Source organism: Lacisediminihabitans sp. (assembly GCF_043726815.1).
Classification (GTDB): Bacteria; Actinomycetota; Actinomycetes; order Actinomycetales; family Microbacteriaceae; genus Lacisediminihabitans.
Window position 1 is genome coordinate 26,364 of record NZ_JAYSJZ010000046.1, and the last position, 19,168, is coordinate 45,531.

The 19,168-nt window shown below is 71.9% G+C and carries 22 protein-coding genes; 9 read left to right on the forward strand and 13 right to left on the reverse strand.

Annotation, left to right across the window (positions count from 1 at the left end; translation table 11 throughout):
- Positions 1 to 6: 6 nt before the first annotated feature.
- The 3 genes from pucL (at position 7) to ACHZD8_RS05345 (ending at position 1,772) form a co-directional block, all read left to right on the forward strand.
- Positions 7 to 900, forward strand: a complete 894-nt coding sequence (gene pucL, locus ACHZD8_RS05335) for a factor-independent urate hydroxylase (RefSeq protein ID WP_394769125.1) — start codon at positions 7 to 9, stop codon at positions 898 to 900.
- The gene (locus ACHZD8_RS05340) at positions 897 to 1,376 is read left to right on the forward strand and encodes a nucleoside deaminase (RefSeq protein ID WP_394769126.1); all 480 of its coding nucleotides are present in this window, start codon (positions 897 to 899) and stop codon (positions 1,374 to 1,376) included. Before pucL ends, ACHZD8_RS05340 begins: the two co-directional genes overlap by 4 nt.
- Positions 1,377 to 1,439: 63 nt before the next feature.
- Positions 1,440 to 1,772 carry a cupin domain-containing protein gene (locus ACHZD8_RS05345; RefSeq protein ID WP_394769127.1) on the forward strand — a complete coding sequence of 111 codons (333 nt, stop codon included), beginning with the start codon at positions 1,440 to 1,442 and terminating at the stop codon, positions 1,770 to 1,772.
- Positions 1,773 to 1,778: 6 nt separating this feature from the next.
- On the opposite strand, the gene uraH is transcribed toward ACHZD8_RS05345, so the two are convergent.
- On the reverse strand, positions 1,779 to 2,105 hold the full coding sequence (gene uraH, locus ACHZD8_RS05350; RefSeq protein ID WP_394769128.1) for a hydroxyisourate hydrolase: 327 nt from the start codon (positions 2,103 to 2,105) through the stop codon (positions 1,779 to 1,781).
- Positions 2,102 to 2,593, reverse strand: coding sequence for a 2-oxo-4-hydroxy-4-carboxy-5-ureidoimidazoline decarboxylase (gene uraD, locus ACHZD8_RS05355; protein WP_394769129.1), 492 nt, complete (start codon positions 2,591 to 2,593; stop codon positions 2,102 to 2,104). The genes uraH and uraD overlap by 4 nt, the downstream gene beginning before the upstream one ends.
- Positions 2,594 to 2,612: 19 nt before the next feature.
- On the opposite strand from uraD, the gene ACHZD8_RS05360 reads away from it, so the two are divergent.
- The gene (locus ACHZD8_RS05360) at positions 2,613 to 3,185 is read left to right on the forward strand and encodes an NTP transferase domain-containing protein (RefSeq protein ID WP_394769130.1); all 573 of its coding nucleotides are present in this window, start codon (positions 2,613 to 2,615) and stop codon (positions 3,183 to 3,185) included.
- Positions 3,186 to 3,234: 49 nt separating this feature from the next.
- Here ACHZD8_RS05360 and ACHZD8_RS05365 read toward each other — a convergent pair whose 3' ends face one another.
- The 3 genes from ACHZD8_RS05365 to ACHZD8_RS05375 are packed head-to-tail and all read right to left on the reverse strand — an operon-like array spanning position 3,235 to position 6,518.
- Positions 3,235 to 4,053, reverse strand: a complete 819-nt coding sequence (locus ACHZD8_RS05365) for a MurR/RpiR family transcriptional regulator (protein ID WP_394769131.1) — start codon at positions 4,051 to 4,053, stop codon at positions 3,235 to 3,237.
- Between the two features lie 24 nt (positions 4,054 to 4,077).
- Positions 4,078 to 5,316 (reverse strand): allantoate amidohydrolase, encoded by a 1,239-nt coding sequence (locus tag ACHZD8_RS05370; protein WP_394769132.1) that lies wholly within the window; start codon positions 5,314 to 5,316, stop codon positions 4,078 to 4,080.
- Positions 5,313 to 6,518, reverse strand: a complete 1,206-nt coding sequence (locus tag ACHZD8_RS05375) for a pyridoxal-phosphate-dependent aminotransferase family protein (RefSeq protein ID WP_394769178.1) — start codon at positions 6,516 to 6,518, stop codon at positions 5,313 to 5,315. The genes ACHZD8_RS05370 and ACHZD8_RS05375 overlap by 4 nt, the downstream gene beginning before the upstream one ends.
- Before the next feature lie 616 nt (positions 6,519 to 7,134).
- Here ACHZD8_RS05375 and ACHZD8_RS05380 point away from each other — a divergent pair.
- Complete coding sequence (locus ACHZD8_RS05380) at positions 7,135 to 7,563, forward strand: YybH family protein (RefSeq protein WP_394769133.1); 429 nt, start codon at positions 7,135 to 7,137, stop codon at positions 7,561 to 7,563.
- Between the two features lie 235 nt (positions 7,564 to 7,798).
- Here the strand turns inward: ACHZD8_RS05380 and ACHZD8_RS05385 are convergent, their stop codons facing one another.
- Genes ACHZD8_RS05385 through ACHZD8_RS05410 form a run of 6 tightly spaced genes read right to left on the reverse strand, consistent with a single transcriptional unit; the run spans position 7,799 to position 13,565 of the window.
- Positions 7,799 to 9,373, reverse strand: a complete 1,575-nt coding sequence (locus ACHZD8_RS05385) for an AtzH-like domain-containing protein (RefSeq protein WP_394769134.1) — start codon at positions 9,371 to 9,373, stop codon at positions 7,799 to 7,801.
- Entirely contained in the window at positions 9,366 to 10,439 is a 1,074-nt protein-coding gene (locus ACHZD8_RS05390) for an acetamidase/formamidase family protein (protein ID WP_394769135.1), read from the reverse strand. The genes ACHZD8_RS05385 and ACHZD8_RS05390 overlap by 8 nt, the downstream gene beginning before the upstream one ends.
- 44 nt (positions 10,440 to 10,483) lie before the next feature.
- Positions 10,484 to 11,548 carry a sulfate/molybdate ABC transporter ATP-binding protein gene (locus ACHZD8_RS05395; protein ID WP_394769137.1) on the reverse strand — a complete coding sequence of 355 codons (1,065 nt, stop codon included), beginning with the start codon at positions 11,546 to 11,548 and terminating at the stop codon, positions 10,484 to 10,486.
- Positions 11,545 to 12,372: an ABC transporter permease gene (locus ACHZD8_RS05400; protein WP_394769138.1), complete on the reverse strand. Its 828-nt coding sequence runs from the start codon at positions 12,370 to 12,372 to the stop codon at positions 11,545 to 11,547. The genes ACHZD8_RS05395 and ACHZD8_RS05400 overlap by 4 nt, the downstream gene beginning before the upstream one ends.
- The gene (gene modA, locus ACHZD8_RS05405; RefSeq protein WP_394769140.1) at positions 12,359 to 13,159 is read right to left on the reverse strand and encodes a molybdate ABC transporter substrate-binding protein; all 801 of its coding nucleotides are present in this window, start codon (positions 13,157 to 13,159) and stop codon (positions 12,359 to 12,361) included. Before modA ends, ACHZD8_RS05400 begins: the two co-directional genes overlap by 14 nt.
- Position 13,160: 1 nt before the next feature.
- Complete coding sequence (locus tag ACHZD8_RS05410) at positions 13,161 to 13,565, reverse strand: molybdopterin-binding protein (protein WP_394769141.1); 405 nt, start codon at positions 13,563 to 13,565, stop codon at positions 13,161 to 13,163.
- A 69-nt stretch (positions 13,566 to 13,634) separates the two neighbouring features.
- Between ACHZD8_RS05410 and ACHZD8_RS05415 the strand changes: the two genes are divergently transcribed.
- Genes ACHZD8_RS05415 through ACHZD8_RS05430 form a run of 4 tightly spaced genes read left to right on the forward strand, consistent with a single transcriptional unit; the run spans position 13,635 to position 17,338 of the window.
- Complete coding sequence (locus tag ACHZD8_RS05415) at positions 13,635 to 14,744, forward strand: ThiF family adenylyltransferase (RefSeq protein WP_394769142.1); 1,110 nt, start codon at positions 13,635 to 13,637, stop codon at positions 14,742 to 14,744.
- Positions 14,745 to 14,746: 2 nt separating this feature from the next.
- Positions 14,747 to 15,952, forward strand: a complete 1,206-nt coding sequence (gene glp / locus ACHZD8_RS05420) for a gephyrin-like molybdotransferase Glp (protein ID WP_394769144.1) — start codon at positions 14,747 to 14,749, stop codon at positions 15,950 to 15,952.
- Positions 15,949 to 16,932: a bifunctional molybdenum cofactor biosynthesis protein MoaC/MoaB gene (moaCB, locus tag ACHZD8_RS05425; protein ID WP_394769145.1), complete on the forward strand. Its 984-nt coding sequence runs from the start codon at positions 15,949 to 15,951 to the stop codon at positions 16,930 to 16,932. Before glp ends, moaCB begins: the two co-directional genes overlap by 4 nt.
- Positions 16,925 to 17,338: a molybdenum cofactor biosynthesis protein MoaE gene (locus ACHZD8_RS05430; protein ID WP_394769146.1), complete on the forward strand. Its 414-nt coding sequence runs from the start codon at positions 16,925 to 16,927 to the stop codon at positions 17,336 to 17,338. Before moaCB ends, ACHZD8_RS05430 begins: the two co-directional genes overlap by 8 nt.
- A 485-nt stretch (positions 17,339 to 17,823) precedes the next feature.
- Here ACHZD8_RS05430 and ACHZD8_RS05435 read toward each other — a convergent pair whose 3' ends face one another.
- Together ACHZD8_RS05435 and moaA are read right to left on the reverse strand one after the other, a co-directional pair.
- Positions 17,824 to 18,069 (reverse strand): MoaD/ThiS family protein, encoded by a 246-nt coding sequence (locus ACHZD8_RS05435; RefSeq protein WP_394769147.1) that lies wholly within the window; start codon positions 18,067 to 18,069, stop codon positions 17,824 to 17,826.
- A complete protein-coding gene (moaA, locus tag ACHZD8_RS05440) occupies positions 18,062 to 19,144 on the reverse strand; it encodes a GTP 3',8-cyclase MoaA (RefSeq protein WP_394769148.1) in 1,083 nt (360 codons plus the stop codon). Before moaA ends, ACHZD8_RS05435 begins: the two co-directional genes overlap by 8 nt.
- Between the last annotated feature and the right edge of the window lie 24 nt (positions 19,145 to 19,168).

Here is a 19,168-nt window from a genome sequence, read left to right on the forward strand (position 1 = left end):
TCGGGCATGGCAATAATCCTGGGCGACCACCAGTACGGAAAGGCCGAATCGCGGCTCGTTCGCATCTACCGCGACAGGCCGCGACACGAGATCCGCGACCTCAACGTGACGACGGCGCTTCGCGGGCCGTTCGATCCGGCCTACCTCGTCGGCGACCAGTCCGGTGTGCTGCCGACCGACACGCAGAAGAACACGGCGTACGCCTTCGCGCGGTCGAAGGGGGTCTCCTCGATGGAGCACTTCGGCCTGGACCTGGCCCGGCACTTCGTGACCGACATCGGGCCGGTGGAGGGCGCCCGCATCGAGATCGAGGAGTACGCCTGGCAGCGTGCGATCGTGGACGGCGTCGAGCACGACCACACCTGGACCCGCAGCGGGCAGGAGGTGCGAACGGCGGCGGTCACCGTCGATGCGACCGGCGAGTACGTGATCGGCGGCTTCAAGGACCTGGTGCTGCTCAAGTCCACCGGCTCCGAGTTCGCCGGCTTCCTCACCAACGAGTACACGACCCTGCCGGAGACCCACGACCGCGTGATGGCGACCTCCCTCGTGGCCAAGTGGCGGTTCACCAGCACCGATGTGCCGTGGGACGAGGTGTACGTCGGCGTCAAGGCGATCATGATCAGGGAGTTCGCCATGCTGCAGTCCCTCGCGCTCCAGCAGACCCTCTGGCACATGGGCAAGGCCGTGCTCGAGGCCTTCCCCTCGATCGCCGAGGTGCGGCTGACCGCGCCCAACAAGCACCACTTCGTGGTCGACCTCTCCCCCTTCGGACTCGAGAACCCCGGCGAGGTGTTCTTCGCCGCCGACCGGCCGTACGGGCTCATCGAGGCGACCGTGCTGCGCGACGATGCCCCGGATGCGCATGAGGCCTGGCGAGCATCCGCGGGTCTCGCATGACCGCGGCGCAGACCGACGCCGCGTGGCTGGCCCGCACGATCGAGCTCGCCACCGAGAACGTGGCGAACGGCGGCGGTCCGTTCGGTGCCCTGATCGTGAGGGACGGCGTGCTGCTGGCCGAGGGCCAGAACCGGGTGACCGCCACGCTCGACCCGACCGCTCACGCGGAGGTGGTGGCCATCCGCGCCGCGTGCCTCGCCGTCGGCGACTTCTCGCTCGCCGGCGCGACGCTCTACACCTCGTGCGAGCCGTGCCCGCTCTGCCTCTCGGCCGCGCTCTGGGCCCGCGTGGACCGGGTCGTGTTCGCGGCCGACCGCCACGACGCGGCGCGCGGCGGATTCGACGACCTCGAATTCTACGAGCTGTTCAGCCGGGACCGGTCGAGCTGGCCGATGCCGGTCGTGGCCGTGCGACCGGACAACGCCCCGGAGCCGTTCGACGCCTGGCTCGCCCAGGACTCGCGCACCGACTACTGAGCCGCGGGAGGAGCACACTGGGAACGTGACGTTCCGGCGTCACCCGGCGAACGGAGCGACCACATGCAGAAGTCCTCACTCATTGCCCTCGCGAGGCACGAGCTGGCGCAGGCTCTCGATGCCCCGAGCGGGCGAAGCTCGAGCACTGTGTTCGGCGGGCACGAGCATCAGCTCCGTCAGACGCTCATCGCCCTGCGGGCGGGCGAGAGCCTCGCCGAGCATGAGAACCCGGGAGAGGCGACCCTGCAGGTGCTCGTCGGTCGGGTGCTGCTGCGCTCCGGGGAGGTCTCCTGGAACGGCTCCGTCGGCGACCTGATGATCATGCCGGACGGGCGACACTCGGTGGACGCCGTCGAGGACTCCGTCATGCTCCTCACGGTGGTGAAAAGGCGGTGACCGAGGTCAGCTGCCCCGGTAGGTCGAGTAGCCGAACGGGCTGAGCAGCAGCGGAACGTGATAGTGCGCCGAGGCGTCGGCGAGGTCGAAGTCGATGGTCACTCGCGGGTAGAAGGTGGGCGTGGCCGTCGCGGCGAAGTAGGCCGCCGTGTCGAAGACGAGACGGTACCGGCCGGCCGGCAGGGCATCCGGTGCGAGCTCCCCCGCCCGCCCGTCGGCGCCGGTCACCGCGGAGCCGAGCGGGCTGCCGCCCTCGCTCTCCAGCGACACGGCCACCCCCGAGGCCGGTCGGCCGAGCGCCGCGTCGAGGACGTGGGTGGTGACCTGGCTCACGGGAGCTCCCGCCCGTAGATCTTCTCGAGCCGGATGAGGGCGATCTCCCGGAGCTGCTCGCCCACGATCTCGAGCTCCGTGCTGTTGGGAAGTTCGAGGCGCCGCTCGAGTTCTTCGAGAATCTCGGCGCGCGTGCGTCCGGCCGCACGGATGATGAAGACGCGCCCGAAGCGATCCTCGTATGCCCGGTTGCCCGCGGCGATCGCCGCGGCGAGCTCGCCCTCGTCGTCGCCCAGGGCGGCCTGTTCGCCGCGGCTGAAGGCCTGAGCGGCCCCCTCGCCCTCCGGCTTCTCGCCGATGCGCGGATGATGCGCGATGGCCTCGTCGATCTCGGACGGACTCAGCGGCGTGGCGGCATCGTAGGCCGCGGCGAGCAGCTGGGCGACGTCGTCGAATGGCGCCTCGCGCACGACATCGTCGATCCAGCGCTGAACGGAGAGGCAGGCGGCGAGATTCTCGCGGAGTTCACTCAGGGGGATTTCCATCATGGTCTGCCTAACATTACCCATGGCCGAGACCGGAGTACCCGACATCGCGGGCGTCATCCTCGCCGCCGGTGCCGGCACGCGCATCGGCAGCCCCAAGGCGCTGCTGCGCACCGCGGACGGCGAGCCGTGGCTCGCGCGGGCGGCCACCCTGCTGCGTGCGGCGGGCTGTGACCCGGTGATCGCGGTGCTCGGCGCCCGCGCGGCCGAGGCGGCGCCGCTCGCGCCCTCCTGGGCCGAGGTGGTCGTGGCGGATCGCTGGGCGGACGGGATGGCGGAGTCGCTGCGTGTGGGCCTCGCCGCCGCCGCGGAGACGGGCGCCGTGGCCGCGCTCATCACCCTCGTGGACCTGCCCGACCTGCCGCTCGTCGTCGCCCTCCGGGTTCTGGGCGAGGATGCGGACGCCTCGACGCTGCGCCAGGCCGTCTTCGACGGCCGGCCTGGCCATCCGGTGCTCATCGGCCGCGCACACTGGGCCGCCGTGAGCGCCGAGGTCACCGGCGACCGGGGCGCGCGCACCTACCTCGTGGCGCACGACGCGACCGAGGTCGAGTGCGGCGACCTCTTCGACGGCCGCGACATCGACCGCGCCTGACCGCGCTCACGCCCCACCTCCCCCGGCAGGGTGCCCGGTTGGAGCCCGGTCACACCCCTTCGAGCTCGGCGAGCCGATCGTAGGCCGCGCCGATTCCGGCGATCCGGTCGCGACCCTCGCGCGGCCGGGCGGCGAGCACGGCGGCGGAGAGCACGCTCACGAGGCTCGCCGCCGCGGCGTAGCTGTCGAAGGCCGAGACGCTGTCGACCGGGCACTCCAGGAGGTGATCGACCTCGGAGGCGAATCGGCGGCCGGTGGAGTCCGTGAGCAGCACCGCGCGGGCCGGCGCAGCGGACACCGCCGCGACGAGCCGGGCGAACGAATCTGGCCGACGGCGGAAACCCACGAGCACGACCACGTCCTCCGACGCCAGGGCCACGAGTTCCTCGCCGAGCGACTGGCCGGGCAGCGGCGCGAGCTCCACGCGGTCCCGCGCCTGGGCGAGCTGCTGGCGCAGGTGCAGGGCCACCGGGTAGCTGTTTCGGAGGCCGATCACGAGCACCCGCCGTGCGGAGGCGATGAGCGCCGCCACCGGCTCGAGCTGCGGCGAGGCGAGCGCCGCGCGCAGGTTGGCCACCTCCCGGTCGATGTGGGCGGTGAGGCTCGGCGGAGCGTCCGGCGCGATGGGCGTGCCGGCCGCGCGCAGGCCGCGCACGTGGTCCCGCAGCTCCTCGGCACTGCCGAACCCGAGTCGGCGGTACAGCCGGCTGACGGTGGCCTTCGACACCCCGCTGAGGCGCGCGACCTCGGTGGCGTTGTAGAAGGCGAGGTCGGCGAGGTGGTCGCGCAGGAAGTCGGCCGCCCGCTGCTCTTGCGGGGAGAGCCCGCCGTAGCCCTGCTCGATTCGGGCGAGGAGTCCCGCCGTCACGATTGGGCCGTCACGATTGGGCCGTCACGATTGGGCCGCCCGCGCGAGAACCGCGGCGTGCAGCGCGTCCACGGCACGGGCCACATCCTCGAGCAGCACGGACTCGTCGGCGTGGTGGCTGATGCCTCCCCGGCAGCGCACGAAGAGCATGCCGACCGCCGTGACGGCGGCGATCGCCATCGCGTCGTGACCGGCGATGCTGTGCAGCTCGAGAGGGTCGGCGTCCCCCGTCCAGCGGATGCCGGCCCGGATCACCTCGCGCAACTCGGAAGAGCACTGCACCGCCGGGGCCGTGTGGGTCTCGGCGACGGAGACGCCCAGTCCGCGGTCGGCGACGATGCGCTCGATCTCGGCCAGGATGGCGCGCCAGGTGTGGTCCCGGCCCGCGGCCGTCTCGTCGCGCAGGTCGAGGCTGAACTCGGCGGTGCCCGGGATCACGTTCACGGCATCCGGTTGCACGGAGATGTGCCCGACCGTGGCCGGGCTACCCTGTTCACGCGCGATCCGCTCGATGGCGAGGATCGCCTCGCTCGCCCCGAGCAGCGCGTCGTGCCGAAGGTTCCACGGGGTCGCGCAGTGCCGGGCCTCGCCGGTGAGGGTCACGAGCAGGCGGCGCGCGGCCGTGATCGAGGTGACGACTCCGAGGGCTCGCCCGGCGTCCTCGAGCAGCGGCCCCTGCTCGATGTGCGCCTCGAGGTAGCCGACGAGCGAGGCCGGGTCGCGGGCCGCATCGCCGATGAGCTCGGGGTCGAGCCCGAACGCGGTCGCCGCGTCGCCGAGGCTGATGCCGTCCTTGTCCACGAGGTCGGCCCACTCCGGGCGCCAAGTGCCCGCGAGGGCGCGGGAGCCGAGCAGGGTGGCGCCGAAGCGGGTGCCCTCCTCGTCGCCGAACGCCACGACCTCGAGCGCGAATGGCAGTTCGCCGGCCGGCACCCGCGAGGCCACGGCGATCGCCGCGAGCACGCCGAGGATGCCGTCGTAGCGCCCGGCGCCCGGCACGGTGTCGAGGTGGGAGCCGAGCAGCAGCGCGGGCAGTCCAGGACTCGAGCCCTCGATCCGGCCGCAGAGGTTGCCCGCCGCGTCCTGACAGGGGGTGAGACCGGCCTCGCGCATCCACTCGGCCGCGAGCTCGTTCACCGCACGATGCTCGGCGGAGAGGTAGACCCGTTCGATGCCGGACTCGCGGGAGCTGTGGGTCGCGAGCTCGTCGCAGCGCTCGAGGATCACCCTGGCCGTTGCGAGCTGGGCGGTGGTGAGCGTCATCGCTCGCCGTTGAAGTCGCGGGAGACGTCGCCGTAGAAGTCGATCGCCGCTCCGACGCCGCCGCCGGCCGTCACCGGCACGCCGCCGCGGCGCAGAACCTGCTCCAGCGCCGCGAGGGTGGTGAGCACCGTGTCCCGGCGCGCGTTGTACCCCATGGTGCCGATGCGCCAGACCCGCCCGTGCAGCGGCCCGAACGAGGTGCCGATCTCGATGCCATAGTCGGCGAGCAGGGCGGCCCGGGCCGCGTCACCGTCGATGCCGGCCGGGATCTCCACGCCGACCACGTTGTTCATCCGCACCCCCTGGTCGCCGAAGAGCTCGAGCCCGAGCCCCACCAGCCCGGCGACCATCGCCGAGCCGTGCAGCCGATGGCGCTCCACCGCCGCGGGCAGCCCCTCCTCCACGAGCAGCCGGGCGCACTCGCGCGCGCCGTAGAGCATCGTGGTGGCCTCCGTGTGGTGGTTGAGCCGCTTGGGCCCCCAGTAGTCGAGGATCATCGCGAGGTCGAAGTAGTTGGAGCGGATGGGGCTCGCGCTCACGGCGTCCCCGGCCGAGCGGATGCCCGCCTCGATGCTCTTTCGCGCGTTCACCACCTCGACCGCGCGCTCCGACAGGGTGATCGGGGCGCTGCCGGACGGACCGGCGAGGCACTTCTGCAGCCCGGCCGTGGCCACGTCGATGCCCCAGGCATCCCCCTCGAAGGCGTTGCCGCCGAGGGATGCCGTGGCATCCGTGTACAGGATCGCCCCGTGCTTCGCGCAGATCGCTCCGAGCTCGTCGAGCGGCTGGGCGAGCGTCGTCGAGGTGTCTCCGTGCACGATCGCGACGAGCTTCGGCCTCGTCTCGACGATCGCCCGCTCGATCTCGGCTGGGGTGAACACCGTGCCCCACTCCCGTTCGACCACGTGAACCTCCGCGCCGCACCTCTCGGCGATCTCGCGCAGCAGGTGCCCGAATCGCCCGAACACGGGCACGAGCACCCGGTCGCCCGGCTCGATGAGCGAGACCAGGGCGGCCTCGATGCCGGCCCGGGAGGTGCCGTCGACCACGAGCGTGGCGGCGTTGGCGGTGCGGAAGACGCCCCGGTAGAGCTCCATCGTCTCGTTCATGTACGCGGTCATCGCCGGGTCGTACTGCCCGACGAGCTGCGCGGACATGGCGCGCAGAACTCGCGGATCGGCGTTGATCGGGCCCGGCCCCATGAGCAGCCGCTGCGGGGGGTTGATCTGGTGCGACACTGTGGGTCCTTCCGCAACGTGAGTCAGATGTTTCAGGCTCAGATTCTACGGAACGGATGTTTCAGCCGGGTTTCGGCCCCCGGCGTCCCGGCGCCCTGGCGGGCGTGAAATGCCCAGTTTTGCCGCAAAGAACGTAGCCGAAGCGCCAAAAGTGGGCACCTCACGCGAGACGGCGAAGTGCGTGCGGTGGATGGGTGTCGCGGGGTGATTGGGTGAGTTGAGGGGGCGGTCCGGCCTCCGGCGGGCGTGAAGTGCCCAATCTTGTCGCAAAGAACGTAGCCGAGGCGACAAGAGTAGGCACCTCACGCGAGACGGCGAGGCTTGCGGCCGGGCGGGAGGCCCGGTCAGCCGTTCGCGAGCGTGCGCGCGATGACCGGTCGAATCCGCGGTCGCCGAGCATCCGCCTCACCAGGATGATGGGGCCGGCGCCGCCGACCGCCTACCCGGTGCGCGGCCTCCCGCTCTGCACCGCCCGGCCGATGGCCTTCGCCACTACGATCGGATCCGGCGCAAGCGGCCGACCGATCGCTCGCTACGCGACGTTTTCTCGCGACGGGCGGCCCCGGAGTATGGTGTCCGCATGAGCCTCGAAGACACCCCGGTCGGCCGAGCACTGGCCGCCTATGCCGCAGCGGTCAACGCCAAGGACGTCGACGCGTTCGCCGCGATCTACGACGACGATGTGCACATCTTCGATTCCTGGGGCCAGTGGCAGTACTCCGGAATCGACGAGTGGCGCGCGATGGCCACCGGCTGGTTCGAGTCGCTCGGCGACGAGACTGTCGAGGTCGGCTTCGCCGATCTGCGGTCGACCGTCGGGGACGACGTGGCGTTCGGGCACGCGGCGGTGACCTTCACGGGCATCTCCGCGACCGGCGAGCGCCAGCGCGCCATGACCAACCGCCTGAGCATCGGTCTGCGGCGCACGGACGGCGCCTGGAGGGTCGTGCACGAGCACACCTCGCTGCCGATCGACATGGAGAGCGGTTCGGCGATCTTCTCCCGCTAGTTGAGCGAGGTGCTCGTGTCCCACGCTGACGCAGCTGTGACTCCAGACACCGTCACGGATGTTCGCGTATGGCCGCGGCGGGCCCTCTGCTGTGCCGCCCTCGTCGGTCGGCGGTGTCCTGCACAACGGGAGTCTGCGGGGCGTGCACCCGTGGACGGCGGCGCCGTCCTGCACAACCCGACCTGCACAACTGCAGTCCGCGGGGCACCACCATCGGAGTCCCTGGGCAGTGCAGCTAGCCGAGGCTGAGCGCGAGCGCGACCCCCACGTCGATCAGCGAGAGATCGCTGTGCACCGGGCCGACGAGGCCGAACCCCACGGGCGCGGCGCACGACGTCGGTGATGCCACGGAGAGCACCGGCACGCTCAGCGCCGGACGCCCGGCGAGACCGGCGATGCAGGTGAGGCGGAGCGTGCTCGACCTGGCCCGCTCGAGCTCCTCGGCGCCCGCGTCCACGAGCGGGGCGGCGGATGACGCGGACGGCAGGAGCAGGATGCGGTCGCCGAGCACGGAGTCGATGCGCTCCCGCGCGAGCCCGAGGGCCTGGCGGGCGAATTCCTCGGTCTCGGCGTCGATCGACTTCGCGAAGGCGAATCGTTCGGCCACGTCGTCGCCGAGAGCGCCAGGGTGCGCCTCGATCCACGCGCCGTGGGTGTGCCAGGCCTCTGCGGCCTGCACGGTGCGGAAGATCTCGAGCAGGTCGTCGGAGTCCGGCAGCTCGATCGAGAGGATGTCGTCGGTGAAGTCGGCGGCGGCGAGCGCGGCGAGCGCGTCCTCGAACGCCGAGCGCACCTCGTCGCCCGCGACGGCGGTCAGCCTCGGGGCCACCGCGAAGCGCGACTCGGCCGAGACGCGCGGCGCGCCGGCGAGCGACGCGGAGGCGGCGGCCCGAAGCGTCGCTCCGTCGCTGGTGAGCCAGCCGACGGTGTCGAACGTGGGCGACAGGCCGAGCAGGCCGTCGCGGCTCACCGAGCCGTGGGTGGTGCGCAGGCCCCAGAGGCCCTGGTAGGAGGCGGGCACCCGAATCGAGCCGCCCGTGTCTGTGCCGAGGCCGATTGAGGACTGGCCGTTCGAGACCGCGGTGGCCGGGCCGCTCGACGAGCCGCCGGGGATCGCCCCGACGACCGCGGGGTTCTGCGGGGCGCCGTAGTGCGCGTTGAGTCCGGACAGGCTGTAGGCGAATTCGTCGGTGCGGGCGATGCCCTGCACGCTCGCCCCGGCGGCCAGGAGCGCGGTCACGGCCGTCGCGTTCGTGACGACGCGGGGGCTCTCGGCGAGGTACTGGGGCACGCCGGCGCCCACGGGGAAGCCGACGACGTCGAAGAGGTCCTTGACGGCCACCCGGTGGCCGGAGAGCGGACCGGATGCCGCACCCTCGACGAGCGGGTCGCCGACGATCCGCCAGGTGGTGGCGGCGATCGCCGGCGCGGGCACGCTGACCTGGGCCGCCTGGATGAGCCACTCGCCATCCGCGCGCGTCCACAACTGGGTCTGCTGGCCTCGGCCGCCGTCGGCCGGGGCCGTGACGGCCACGACGAGGGCGGCGTCGTCGCCGACCGGCAGCACGCGCACCTCCAGGATCTGCCGCTTCGGGGCGGCCGCCCGTCCACGACGGAAGGCGGCGATCGCGTCGTGCCCGACGAGCAAGCCTCCGGCATCGCCGCGCAGGGTGTCGGGACCGGGGGCGAAGAGCGCGTCGAGAGCGTCGACGTCGTTTTCGGTGAGGGCTCGCTCGTAGTCCCAGAAGGCGTCGAGCAGACCGCTCGGCTCCTCGGCGTCGCTGGGGATGGAAACTCGCACGTCAGTCATGAAAATCTCCCTTTCTGATGCGCGCGTGCGCACCCTTGACGAGATCGACCACTTGGGAAATGTTGAAGTCGGTTGCTGCACTCAGGTAGGCGTAGGCGTGGGCAGCATCCATGCCGTATCGCGCCTGCAGCAGGCCGATGGCGGCCCGCACGCAATTCTGCACCGCTTCGTCCAGATCGGGGCTTAGACCCGTCGGTATCAGCAAATCGGCCGTTTCGGCGAGCGGGCCCACCTGGCGGCCGAACCGTTCGAGCGCGTCGGCCTCGGAGAGCACGTCGAACCGCAGTGTTGCCCGCAGCGACGCCTCCATCGCGGTGAGCGCCACCTCGCCGTCGCCCTGCGCGAAGTGCGGGTCTCCCACGTAGGCGAGAGCCCCGGCCACCTGCACGGGCAGGTAGAGAGTGCTGCCCACGGTGAGCAGGTTGATGTCGATGTTGCCGCCGTGCGCGCCCGGCGGCACCGAGTGCGGTCGCGAGCCCCCGGCCACCGCCACTCCCATGATGCCGAGGAAGGGCGCGAGCGGAAACCGCACCGAGTGCGCCCCGCCGTGAACCCGCGGCAGGGTGCCGTGCTCGCCGTCGACCGCGGCGAACACGCTGACCGTGCCGGCGGCGAGCGGGTACTCGCCGGGCAGGGCTCCCCGGCCGTGCCGGTTCGACACCACGCCGTACGGCACGCGCGGCAGGGTCTCGAGCACGGTGATCGCGAGCAGGTCCCCCGGCACGGCTCCGCGCACGTGGATGGGGCCGGTCACCACATGCGGGCCGTCGATCGCCGGATCCCGCGGATGATCGGAGGCGGCGAGCGCGATCGCGTCCAGGAGCACGTCCTCGCGCCGCACGCCGAATCCCCCGAAGAAGGCGACCGGATCCCGCCCCTGGTCTTCGAGCACGCCCTCGTGGCTGATGGTGTCGATCGTCACCTCGGTGCCGGGGTCGATCGTCAGCACCGGGCTGTCCGTCGCGCACGGGAGGCGTCCCCAGAGCACCGCCGACGGGTCGGCCGGCAGGTAGGTCGCCGATCGGATCGGTCCCTGGCCGGGCTGGAGCGCCAGCGTGTGCGGCATTGCCCACCGTCCCTTCGAGGCCTAGAACCTGCGTGCAGCACAGACTACCGAAGGGTCGTGGGCCGCTCCGAGGCATAAAGGCTCACGTCTTGGCCGTCGAAGCCGAAAAACACCCGGTCCCCCGGGGCGAGATCGAGGGCCGCCGCCCGCCCGGGCGACACGTCGGCCGAGAGCGAGTCTGCACGAACCCGGATCGAGTCGCCGCGCGGCTCGAGGTCGATCACGGTCACCGGAACGCTGTTGTCCCGGCCGGGCTGGCCGTGCCGCGAGACGTCGATCGCCGAGGGCCGGATGGCGGCCGAGACCGCGTCGCCCCGCACCATCGGGGCCGCGGGGGCGACGAGCTCGCCCCAGTCGGCCGCCAGCCCCCCGGCCGTGCGGCTGCCGACAACGAGATTGAGCCCGGCAAGCTCGGCGGTGAACGGATGACGCGGGCGTTCGAGCACCTCGCGGGTCTGGCCCGTCTCGACCACCACGCCGCGGTTCATCACCACCACCCGGTCGGCGAGGGTGAGTGCATCGAGCACCTCGTGGGTCACCACGATCGCGGTGCGACCCGCCAGCACCCGGCGCAGCATCCGCCGGATCGTCGGCGCGACGGCGGCGTCCAGGGCAGCGAGCGGCTCGTCGAGCAGCAGCAGGTTCGGGTCGGCGGCGAGCGCCCGGGCGATGGCCACGCGCTGGGCCTGCCCGCCGGAGAGCCTGCCCGGGCGCACCGCGGCGAGATCGGAGGCCTCCACCTCGGCGAGCCAGGTTCTGGCCGTGGCCCTCGCGGCATCCGATCCCGCCCCGGCGCTCCTCGGCCCGAACGCGACGTTGTCCAGCGCCGACAGGTGGGGAAAGAGGAGCGCGTCCTGGGCGAGGAGCGAGACGCCGCGGCGGTGCGGCGGCAGCCAGGCTCCGCGCGGCCCGCCGTCGAGGCGGAACAGCGCGGTGCCGTCCCACTCGGCGTGGCCGGAGTCCGGCCGCAGCAGGCCCGCGATGATCTGGAGCGCCGTCGACTTGCCTGCACCGTTCGGACCGAGGATCGCCACCGTCTCACCCCGCGCCACGTCGAGCGTCACGTCGAATCCGCGGGCCGCGAGCGTGGCGCTGAAGGCGAGGGTCACGACGCACCCGCGCGCCCGGGCACGGTGCGCAGGGTCAGCGCCACGACGACGACCGACACCACGACCAGCACGAGGGAGAGCGCGACGGCGGCGTTCGGATCGGTCTCCCGCTGCAGGTAGATCTCGAGCGGCAGGGTGCGGGTCACTCCCTGCAGGCTCCCGGCGAAGGTGAGGGTGGCCCCGAACTCGCCGAGCGCCCGCGCGAAGGAGAGCACGGCGCCGGAGAGCAGGGCGGGCAGCACGAGCGGAAGGGTGATGCGCCGCAGCACCGTGGTCGGCCGCGCGCCCAGGGTGGCTGCCACGGCCTCGTAGCGGGTGCCGGCGACGCGCAGGGCTCCCTCGAGACTCAGCACGAGGAAGGGAAGCGCCACGAAGGTCTGGGCGAGCACGACGGCGGTCGTGGAGAAGGCGATCCGGATGCCGACCAGCTCCAGGGTGTGGCCCAGCAGCCCCTGCCGGCCGAACGCGGCGAGCAGCGCGATTCCGCCGATCACGGGAGGCAGCACGAGGGGCAGCAGCACGAGGGTGCGCAGGAGGCGCTGCCCACGGAAGGTCGTGCGGGCGAGCACGAGCGCCATCGGAACGCCGAGCAGCACGCAGAGCGCCGTCGCCGCGACCGAGGTGCGCAGGCTCAGCAGCAGCGCCGCGACGGATGACTCGGAGGTGACCAGGGCGAGGAAGTTCGCCCAGTCCACCCGGGTGGCCATCGCGACGAGGGGCAGGAGCACGAAGAGCGCGCCGACCGCCGCGACCGCGACCACCCAGCGCGGGATCGTGTCGAACCCCGGGCGGCCGCGCCGCCCGGCCGCGCTAGGGCGAGCCAAAGCCGGCCGCCGCGAGCACCAAGCGTCCGGTCGTGCCGACCACGAACTGCACGAAGGCCGCGGCCACCGCGGGCCTCGCGCCGGCGGTGAGCGCCGCGATCGGGTAGGTGTTCACGGCCTTCGCAGACTCGGGAAACGGGATGCCCGTGACGCTCGCCCCGGCCGCCTTCACGTCCGTGACGTAGACGAGTCCGGCATCCGCCTCCCCCGATGACACCTTGCCCAGCACGTCGGTCACCGAGAGCTCCTCGCTCACCGGTCTGATCGTCACGCCGGCGGCCTTCTCCACGGCGACGGTCGTCGATCCGCACGGCACCTGTGCCTGGCAGACCACGGTCTTGACCCCGGGCCTGGCCAGGTCGGCGAGGCTCGCGATCGCGGCCGGGTTGGCCGGGGGCACGGCGATCTCGAGGGTGTTCGTGGCGAAGTCGACGGGCTCGCCGTCGACGAGGCCCGCGGCCGTGAGCTTCGCCATGTTCTTGGTGTCGGCCGAGGCGAAGACGTCGGCCGGGGCGCCCGCGGTGATCTGGGTGGCCAGATCGGAGGAACCGGCGAAGCTCAGGCTCACGGTCGTGCCGGGGTGCTTCGCCTTGAAGCGATTCGCGAGCTCGGTGAAGGTGCCCTTGAGCGAGGCCGCGGCGAAGACCGTGATCGAGCCGCTGAGCGGCGGGGAGGTGTTGGTGCTGGTGGCCGGGGCGGCGGGGGTCGACGCGGAGCACGCGGAGGCTCCGAGGATCACGGTGGCCGCGACGATGGCCGCGAGGATGCTGCGGGTTCGGGTTGTCATGTCAGGCCTTCGCCGTCGGGGTCTCCACGATCACGCTCGTCGCCTTGACGACGGCGATCGCGACGCTTCCCGGCTCGAGCCCGAGTTCGCGCACCGCCTCGCTGCTGAGCAGGGAGACGACTCGGTGCGGTCCGCACTGGATCTCGACCTGCGCCATCACCGTGTCCATGGTCACCTTGGTCACGAGGCCCACGAAGCGGTTGCGCGCGGAGCGCCCGATTCCGGAGGTGTCGGCGGCGAGCACCGCGTTCTCCCGGGCCAGCGTGGCGAGGGAGAGTCCGTCGACCACGGTGCGCCCCGAGTCGTCCTTGCCGCTTTCGAGGGTGCCGGCGTCGATCCAGCGACGCACGGTGTCGTCGCTCACCGCGAGAAACTGCGCGGCGTCTTTTATCCGTATTTGAGACACAGACGCCAGCTTATCCCCGCTTTTGCGTATTTTCATCGGCGTCCCGCGGCACCTGACAGAATCGGGGGTATGCAGGAATCGCTCGTGGAAACCTCGGCGACGCGCTACGCCCGGCAGATCGCGCTCCCGGGATTCGGCCGAACGTCGCAGGAACGCCTGCGCGCGGCCCGAGTTCTGGTGATCGGCGCCGGGGGCCTCGGCAGCTCGGTGATCCCCGCCCTCGCCGCCGCCGGAGTCGGCACTCTCGTGATCGTCGACGACGACACCGTCGAACTCAGCAACCTGCACCGCCAGCACATCCACGGCCTCGCGGATGTCGGACGCCCCAAGGCACGCTCCGCGGCCGACGCGGTCGCCGCCGTCGACCCCTCCGTCGCCGTCGGTGTGCACGAGGTGCGCCTCACGGCGGCGAACGCCCTCGCCCTCTTCGCCGACGTCGACCTCGTGATCGACGGCAGCGACAACTTCGCCACGAGGTATCTCGCCAACGACGCCGCGGCCATCAGCGGCATCCCGCTCGTCTGGGGCGCCGTCTCGCAGTACGCCGGCCAGGCGGGGGTCGCCTGGGCCGAGAAGGGGCCGCAGTACCGCGACCTCTTTCCCAGCCCTCCGCCGCCCGGATCCGTGCTCTCCTGCGAGGCCGGCGGCGTGCTGCCCACCGTGTGCTCGATGATCGGGTCGATCATGGCAACCGAGGCGATCAAGATCATCACGGGCATCGGCACGCCCCTGATCGGCCGGGTCACCACCTTCGACGCGCTCACCGGCGGCTTCCGCGAGCTGGCCTACGCCCGGGATCCGAGCGGCGCATCCATCGACGCCCTCATCGACTACGAGCTGTTCTGCGGCACGGCGCCGACGCCGGACACCATCACGGTCGCCGAGCTCGCCGCCGAGCTCGAGGCGGGGGCGGCCGTCACCCTGCTCGACGTGCGCGAACCGTGGGAGGCCGACATCGCGAGCCTGCCCGGATCGCTCCTCGTTCCTCTCGGATCGCTCGAGAGTGCGATCCGCGACTTGCGCTCGGCCGAATCCGTCGTAATCTACTGTCACCTCGGTGCCCGATCCGCCCGAGCGCTCGAGATCCTGAAGAACAATGGCTTCACCACCGCGCGCCACCTCGACGGCGGAATCGATGCATGGTCGCGACTAATCGACCCCGATATGAGACGGTACTGATCATGAACACGCAAGAACTGCTCGCAACAACGGTCGACGAACACGCGGAGCTGGTGCGCGCCCTTCTCGAGCCGGCCCTCGCCAAGCGCGGCACGGAGACCGTGCTTCTCGCGGATGCCCTCGACCGGATCACGGCGGCCGTCGTGCTCTCCCCGGTCGACCTCCCCCTCTTCCGCAACGCCCAGATGGACGGCTTCGCCGTGCTGTCCTCGGATGTCGCGACCGTGCCCGTGACCCTGCCGGTGGTCGGCGAGATCGCCGCCCGCGCCACCACGCCGGGCGCCCTCGAGCCGGGCACCGTCGTTCGGATCATGACCGGAGCGGTCGTGCCGGAGGGCGCGGATGCCGTGGTGCCCCTCGAAGACACCGACGGCGAGGGCGACTCGGTCACCGTCGCCCACTCCCGCGACGCCGGCGAGTACGTGCGCGAACGCGGAAGCGACCTCCACGAGGGCGACCAACTGCTGCCGGCCGGCATCCGCCTCGCCCCGCGACACCTCGCCGCCCTCGCCGCTGCCGGACTCTCCAGCGTCGACGTGGTCGTTCGACCGCGAGTCGCCGTCGTCACCACGGGTGCCGAACTCGTGCGCCCCGGTCGCGAGGTCGAGCTCGGCGAGATCTACGACTCCAACCTCGTCGCCCTCTCCGCCGCGCTGCGGTCGGTTGGGGCCGAGGTGACGATCGCGACCCGTGTCGGCGACGACGTCGACGCCCTGCTCGCCGCCCTGCAGGACGCCGCGAGCACCTCCGACATCATCATCACCTCGGGCGGAATCTCCAAGGGCGAGTACGAGGTGGTGCGCGAACTGCTCGGATTCCTCCGCGGCACCGTCGGCGAGATCGCCATGCAGCCGGGTGGACCGCAGGCCACGGCGGACATCGCCGGCATCCCGGTGATCGGCTTCCCGGGCAACCCGGTGAGCACCCAGATCTCGTTCGAGGTCTTCATCGCCCCGCTCCTGCGCGAGGCCTCCCTGCTGCCTGCCGCGCAGAAGCGCATGCTCACTCTCGTCGGGGACGTGAGCTCGGTGGAGGGCAAGCGCCAGTTCCTGCGTGGCAAGGTCGTCGACGGCGATCGCGTCGAGGTCGTCGCCGGGCCGGGCTCGCACCTCGTCGCCGGTCTCGCCGCCTCTGACGTGCTCATCGACGTTCCGGCGGACACCACGGAGCTGGGCGACGGCGACTCCGTCGAGACCTGGACGCTGTGAGCTCACTCAGCCACGTCGACTCCGACGGGCGCGCCCGCATGGTGGATGTCGGGGCGAAGGCGGTGACCGCGCGCACGGCGACGGCCACCGGCCGACTCATCGTGCGCCCGGACGTCGTGGCACTGGTGCGGGCGGACGACCTGCCCAAGGCGGACGTGCTGGCGACCGCGCGCATCGCCGGCATCTCTGGGGCGAAGAAGACCAGTGAGCTCATCCCGCTCTGTCACCAGGTGCCGCTCTCCTCGGTGACGGTGGACTTCGAGTTCGCGGCGGACGCCATCCTGATCACCGCCACGGCGAAGACCACCGGGCAGACCGGGGTCGAGATGGAGGCGCTCACCGCCGTGGCGATCGCGGGCCTCACGCTGCACGACATGGTGAAGGCCGTGGATCCGGCGGCCGTGCTCAGTGAGGTGCGGCTTGAGGACAAGACCGGCGGCAAGCGCGGGCACTGGACGCGCGACGGGTCCGCTGGCGTGGTTCCCCTCGGCGCCGCTCTTCTCCGGCCGGGCACCGCAGCGGTGGTCGTGGCGTCGACGGGCGGCGCCGCCGGTACTCGCGACGACACGACCGGGCCCGTGATCGGGGCGTGGCTCGAGGCGCACGGCTATTCGCTCGACGCGGTGACCGTGGTGCCCGACGCGGGCATCGCTGCCGAGCTCTCCCGCGTGCTCGCCACCGCCCCCAGCGTGATCATCACCACCGGCGGCACCGGGGCCAGCCCCACCGACCAGACGCCGGAGGCCACCGGCGCGCTTCTCGACCGCGAGTTGCCGGGAGTCGCCGAGGCCATCCGCGCCGCCGGACTCGCCGTCACGCCCACGGCGGCCCTCAGCCGCGGGCTCGCCGGCACGGCAAACGGCACGGTCATCGTCAATCTCCCCGGCTCCCCCGGGGGCGTGCGCGACGGACTCTCCGTGCTCCATGGGCTGCTCGACCACCTCGTCGCGCAGATCGCCGGCGGTGGGCAGCATGCCTGAGGCCGTGGCGCTCATCTCGGCCGAGCCGCTCGACGCGGCCGCGATCGAGGACTCCGTTCTCTCGGACGCGAACGGAGCGCTGGTGACCTTCCGCGGCGTCGTGCGCGACCACGACCACGGGCTCTCGGTCTCCTCGCTCGAATACCAGGCACATCCGGATGCCGCCCGCTTCCTCGAGGACTGCTGCCGCACCGTGTCGGCGGAGACGGGTCTTCCCGTCGCGGCCGCCCACCGGGTGGGGCACCTCGCCATCGGCGACGTCGCGCTCGTCGCCGCGGTCGCCGCCCCGCACCGCGCCGAGGCCTTCGCGGCCTGCGAGCGGCTCGTGGAGCTGATCAAGGCAACGGTGCCCATCTGGAAGCGCCAGCACCTCGCCGACGGCGCCACGGAATGGGTGGGCCTCTAGCCCTCGCCCCGCCCCCCCTTCCGAAATCCATGCATTTCTCGGCGACACGCCAGCGGGATGCAAAGTTGAGCGGCCTGTCGCCCGGATCGCATGGATTTCGGAAGACCGCACCCGGCAGCTCAAAGGTGCGAACGGTTGGAGGGCTCGCTGCCGCCGTGCCTGCACAACTCCGGCAATTCGCGCGCGGACTCGCCTCTGGCCCAGCGGGTCCGGGCCTTCCAGTTGCTCGCGCCGGCTAAATGCAGGAGTTATGCACGTTCCTGGGGCACAGACCGGCGCCAGACCGCCGCCGGCCCGGCCAACGTCGTCCCGCGCCGAGGCGCTGATCACGAGGGACCCACCGGGGCAGCCCTCCTCCGTACCCTTCCGAAATCCATGCATTTCTCGGCGACACGCCAGCGGGATGCGAAGTTGAGCGGCCTGTCGCCCGGATCGCATGGATTTCGGAAGGGGAGGGCGGGAGAAGGTGCCTCGGCGAGGTCCGGTCAGCCGCCGGCGAAGGGGGGCAGCACGTCCACCCGAGCGCCCAGGGTGCGGGAGTCGTCCCGGCTCACGACCCCGTCGACGAGGAACGACCCGGACGCGAGCACCCGCGACATCGCGTCGCCATAGCGCGCAAGCAACACCGCGCGCAGCTCCCCCACCGTCGGCACGGCGTCGAGGGTCTCCTCCTCGCGCCCCGCGGCCTCCGCGGCCGCCGCGAAGTAGCGAACGCGCACGCCGTCAGCCACCGATGGCTCCCATGCTGCGCAGGGGCCGGATGAAGTCAGCCGCGTTGATGCCGTGCCCGGCCTGCTTGCCCCACATGGCGGCACGCCACCAGTCGGCGATCGTCTGGTCGCTCGACCCGTCGCGGAGCAGGCCGCGCAGGTCCGTCTCGTCGTCGCCGAAGAGGCAGGACCGCACGGTGCCCTCCGCGGTGACGCGCGTGCGGTCGCAGGCCTCGCAGAACGAGCGGGTGACGGAGGCTATGATGCCCACGGTGGCCGGCCCGCCGTTCAGTGAATAGCCGTCGACGATCCACTCCTCGGCGGGGGCCGATGGGTCCTCCCGATGCGGCTGGCTGAGGGAGAACCGGGCGCCGAGCACGTCGAGCAGCTCCGCGGCATCCACCATGTTGTCCCGGGCCCAGGCCTCGTCGGCGTCGAGCGGCATCTGCTCGATGAAGCGCAGCCGCACCCCGTTGGCGAGCGACCACTCGAGCAGGTCGGCTGCACCGGCGAGGGTGTCCCGCATGAGCACCGCGTTGATCTTGAGCGGGGTGACTCCCGCCTCCTTGGCCGCCTGGATGCCCGCGAACACCGCGGGGAGGCGGTCGCGCCTGGTCAGCCGGGCGAAGTGGTCGCGGTCCACCGTGTCGAGGGAGATGTTCAGTCTGGTGAGGCCGGCGGCGACGAGCTGGCGCACGCGATGGTCGAGCCCGATGCCGTTGGTCGTCATCGAGATGGAGGCGTCGCCGGCGACGGCGGACGACAGCCGGATGATGTCCACCAGGTCCGCGCGCATCAGCGGTTCGCCGCCGGTGAAGCGGATGTCGTGCACTCCCAGGTCGCGCACCGCTATGCCGACGAGGCGGGCGATCTCGACCGCGCTGAGGAGGTCTTCGCGGGCGATCGCCGGGAGTCCCTGCTCCGGCATGCAGTACGTGCAGCGCAGCGAACACTTCTCGGTGATGGAGATGCGCAGGTCGCGCGCGACGCGGCCGAAGGTGTCGATCAGGCCGGGAACATCCGGTCGCCCGAGGGTCGGCGGCATGCGCGCCGGATCGCGCCGAATGCCCGGAATGCCGAGTTCGAGTCGCGTCACGCTTTCACCCTAGGCGCTTCGTGC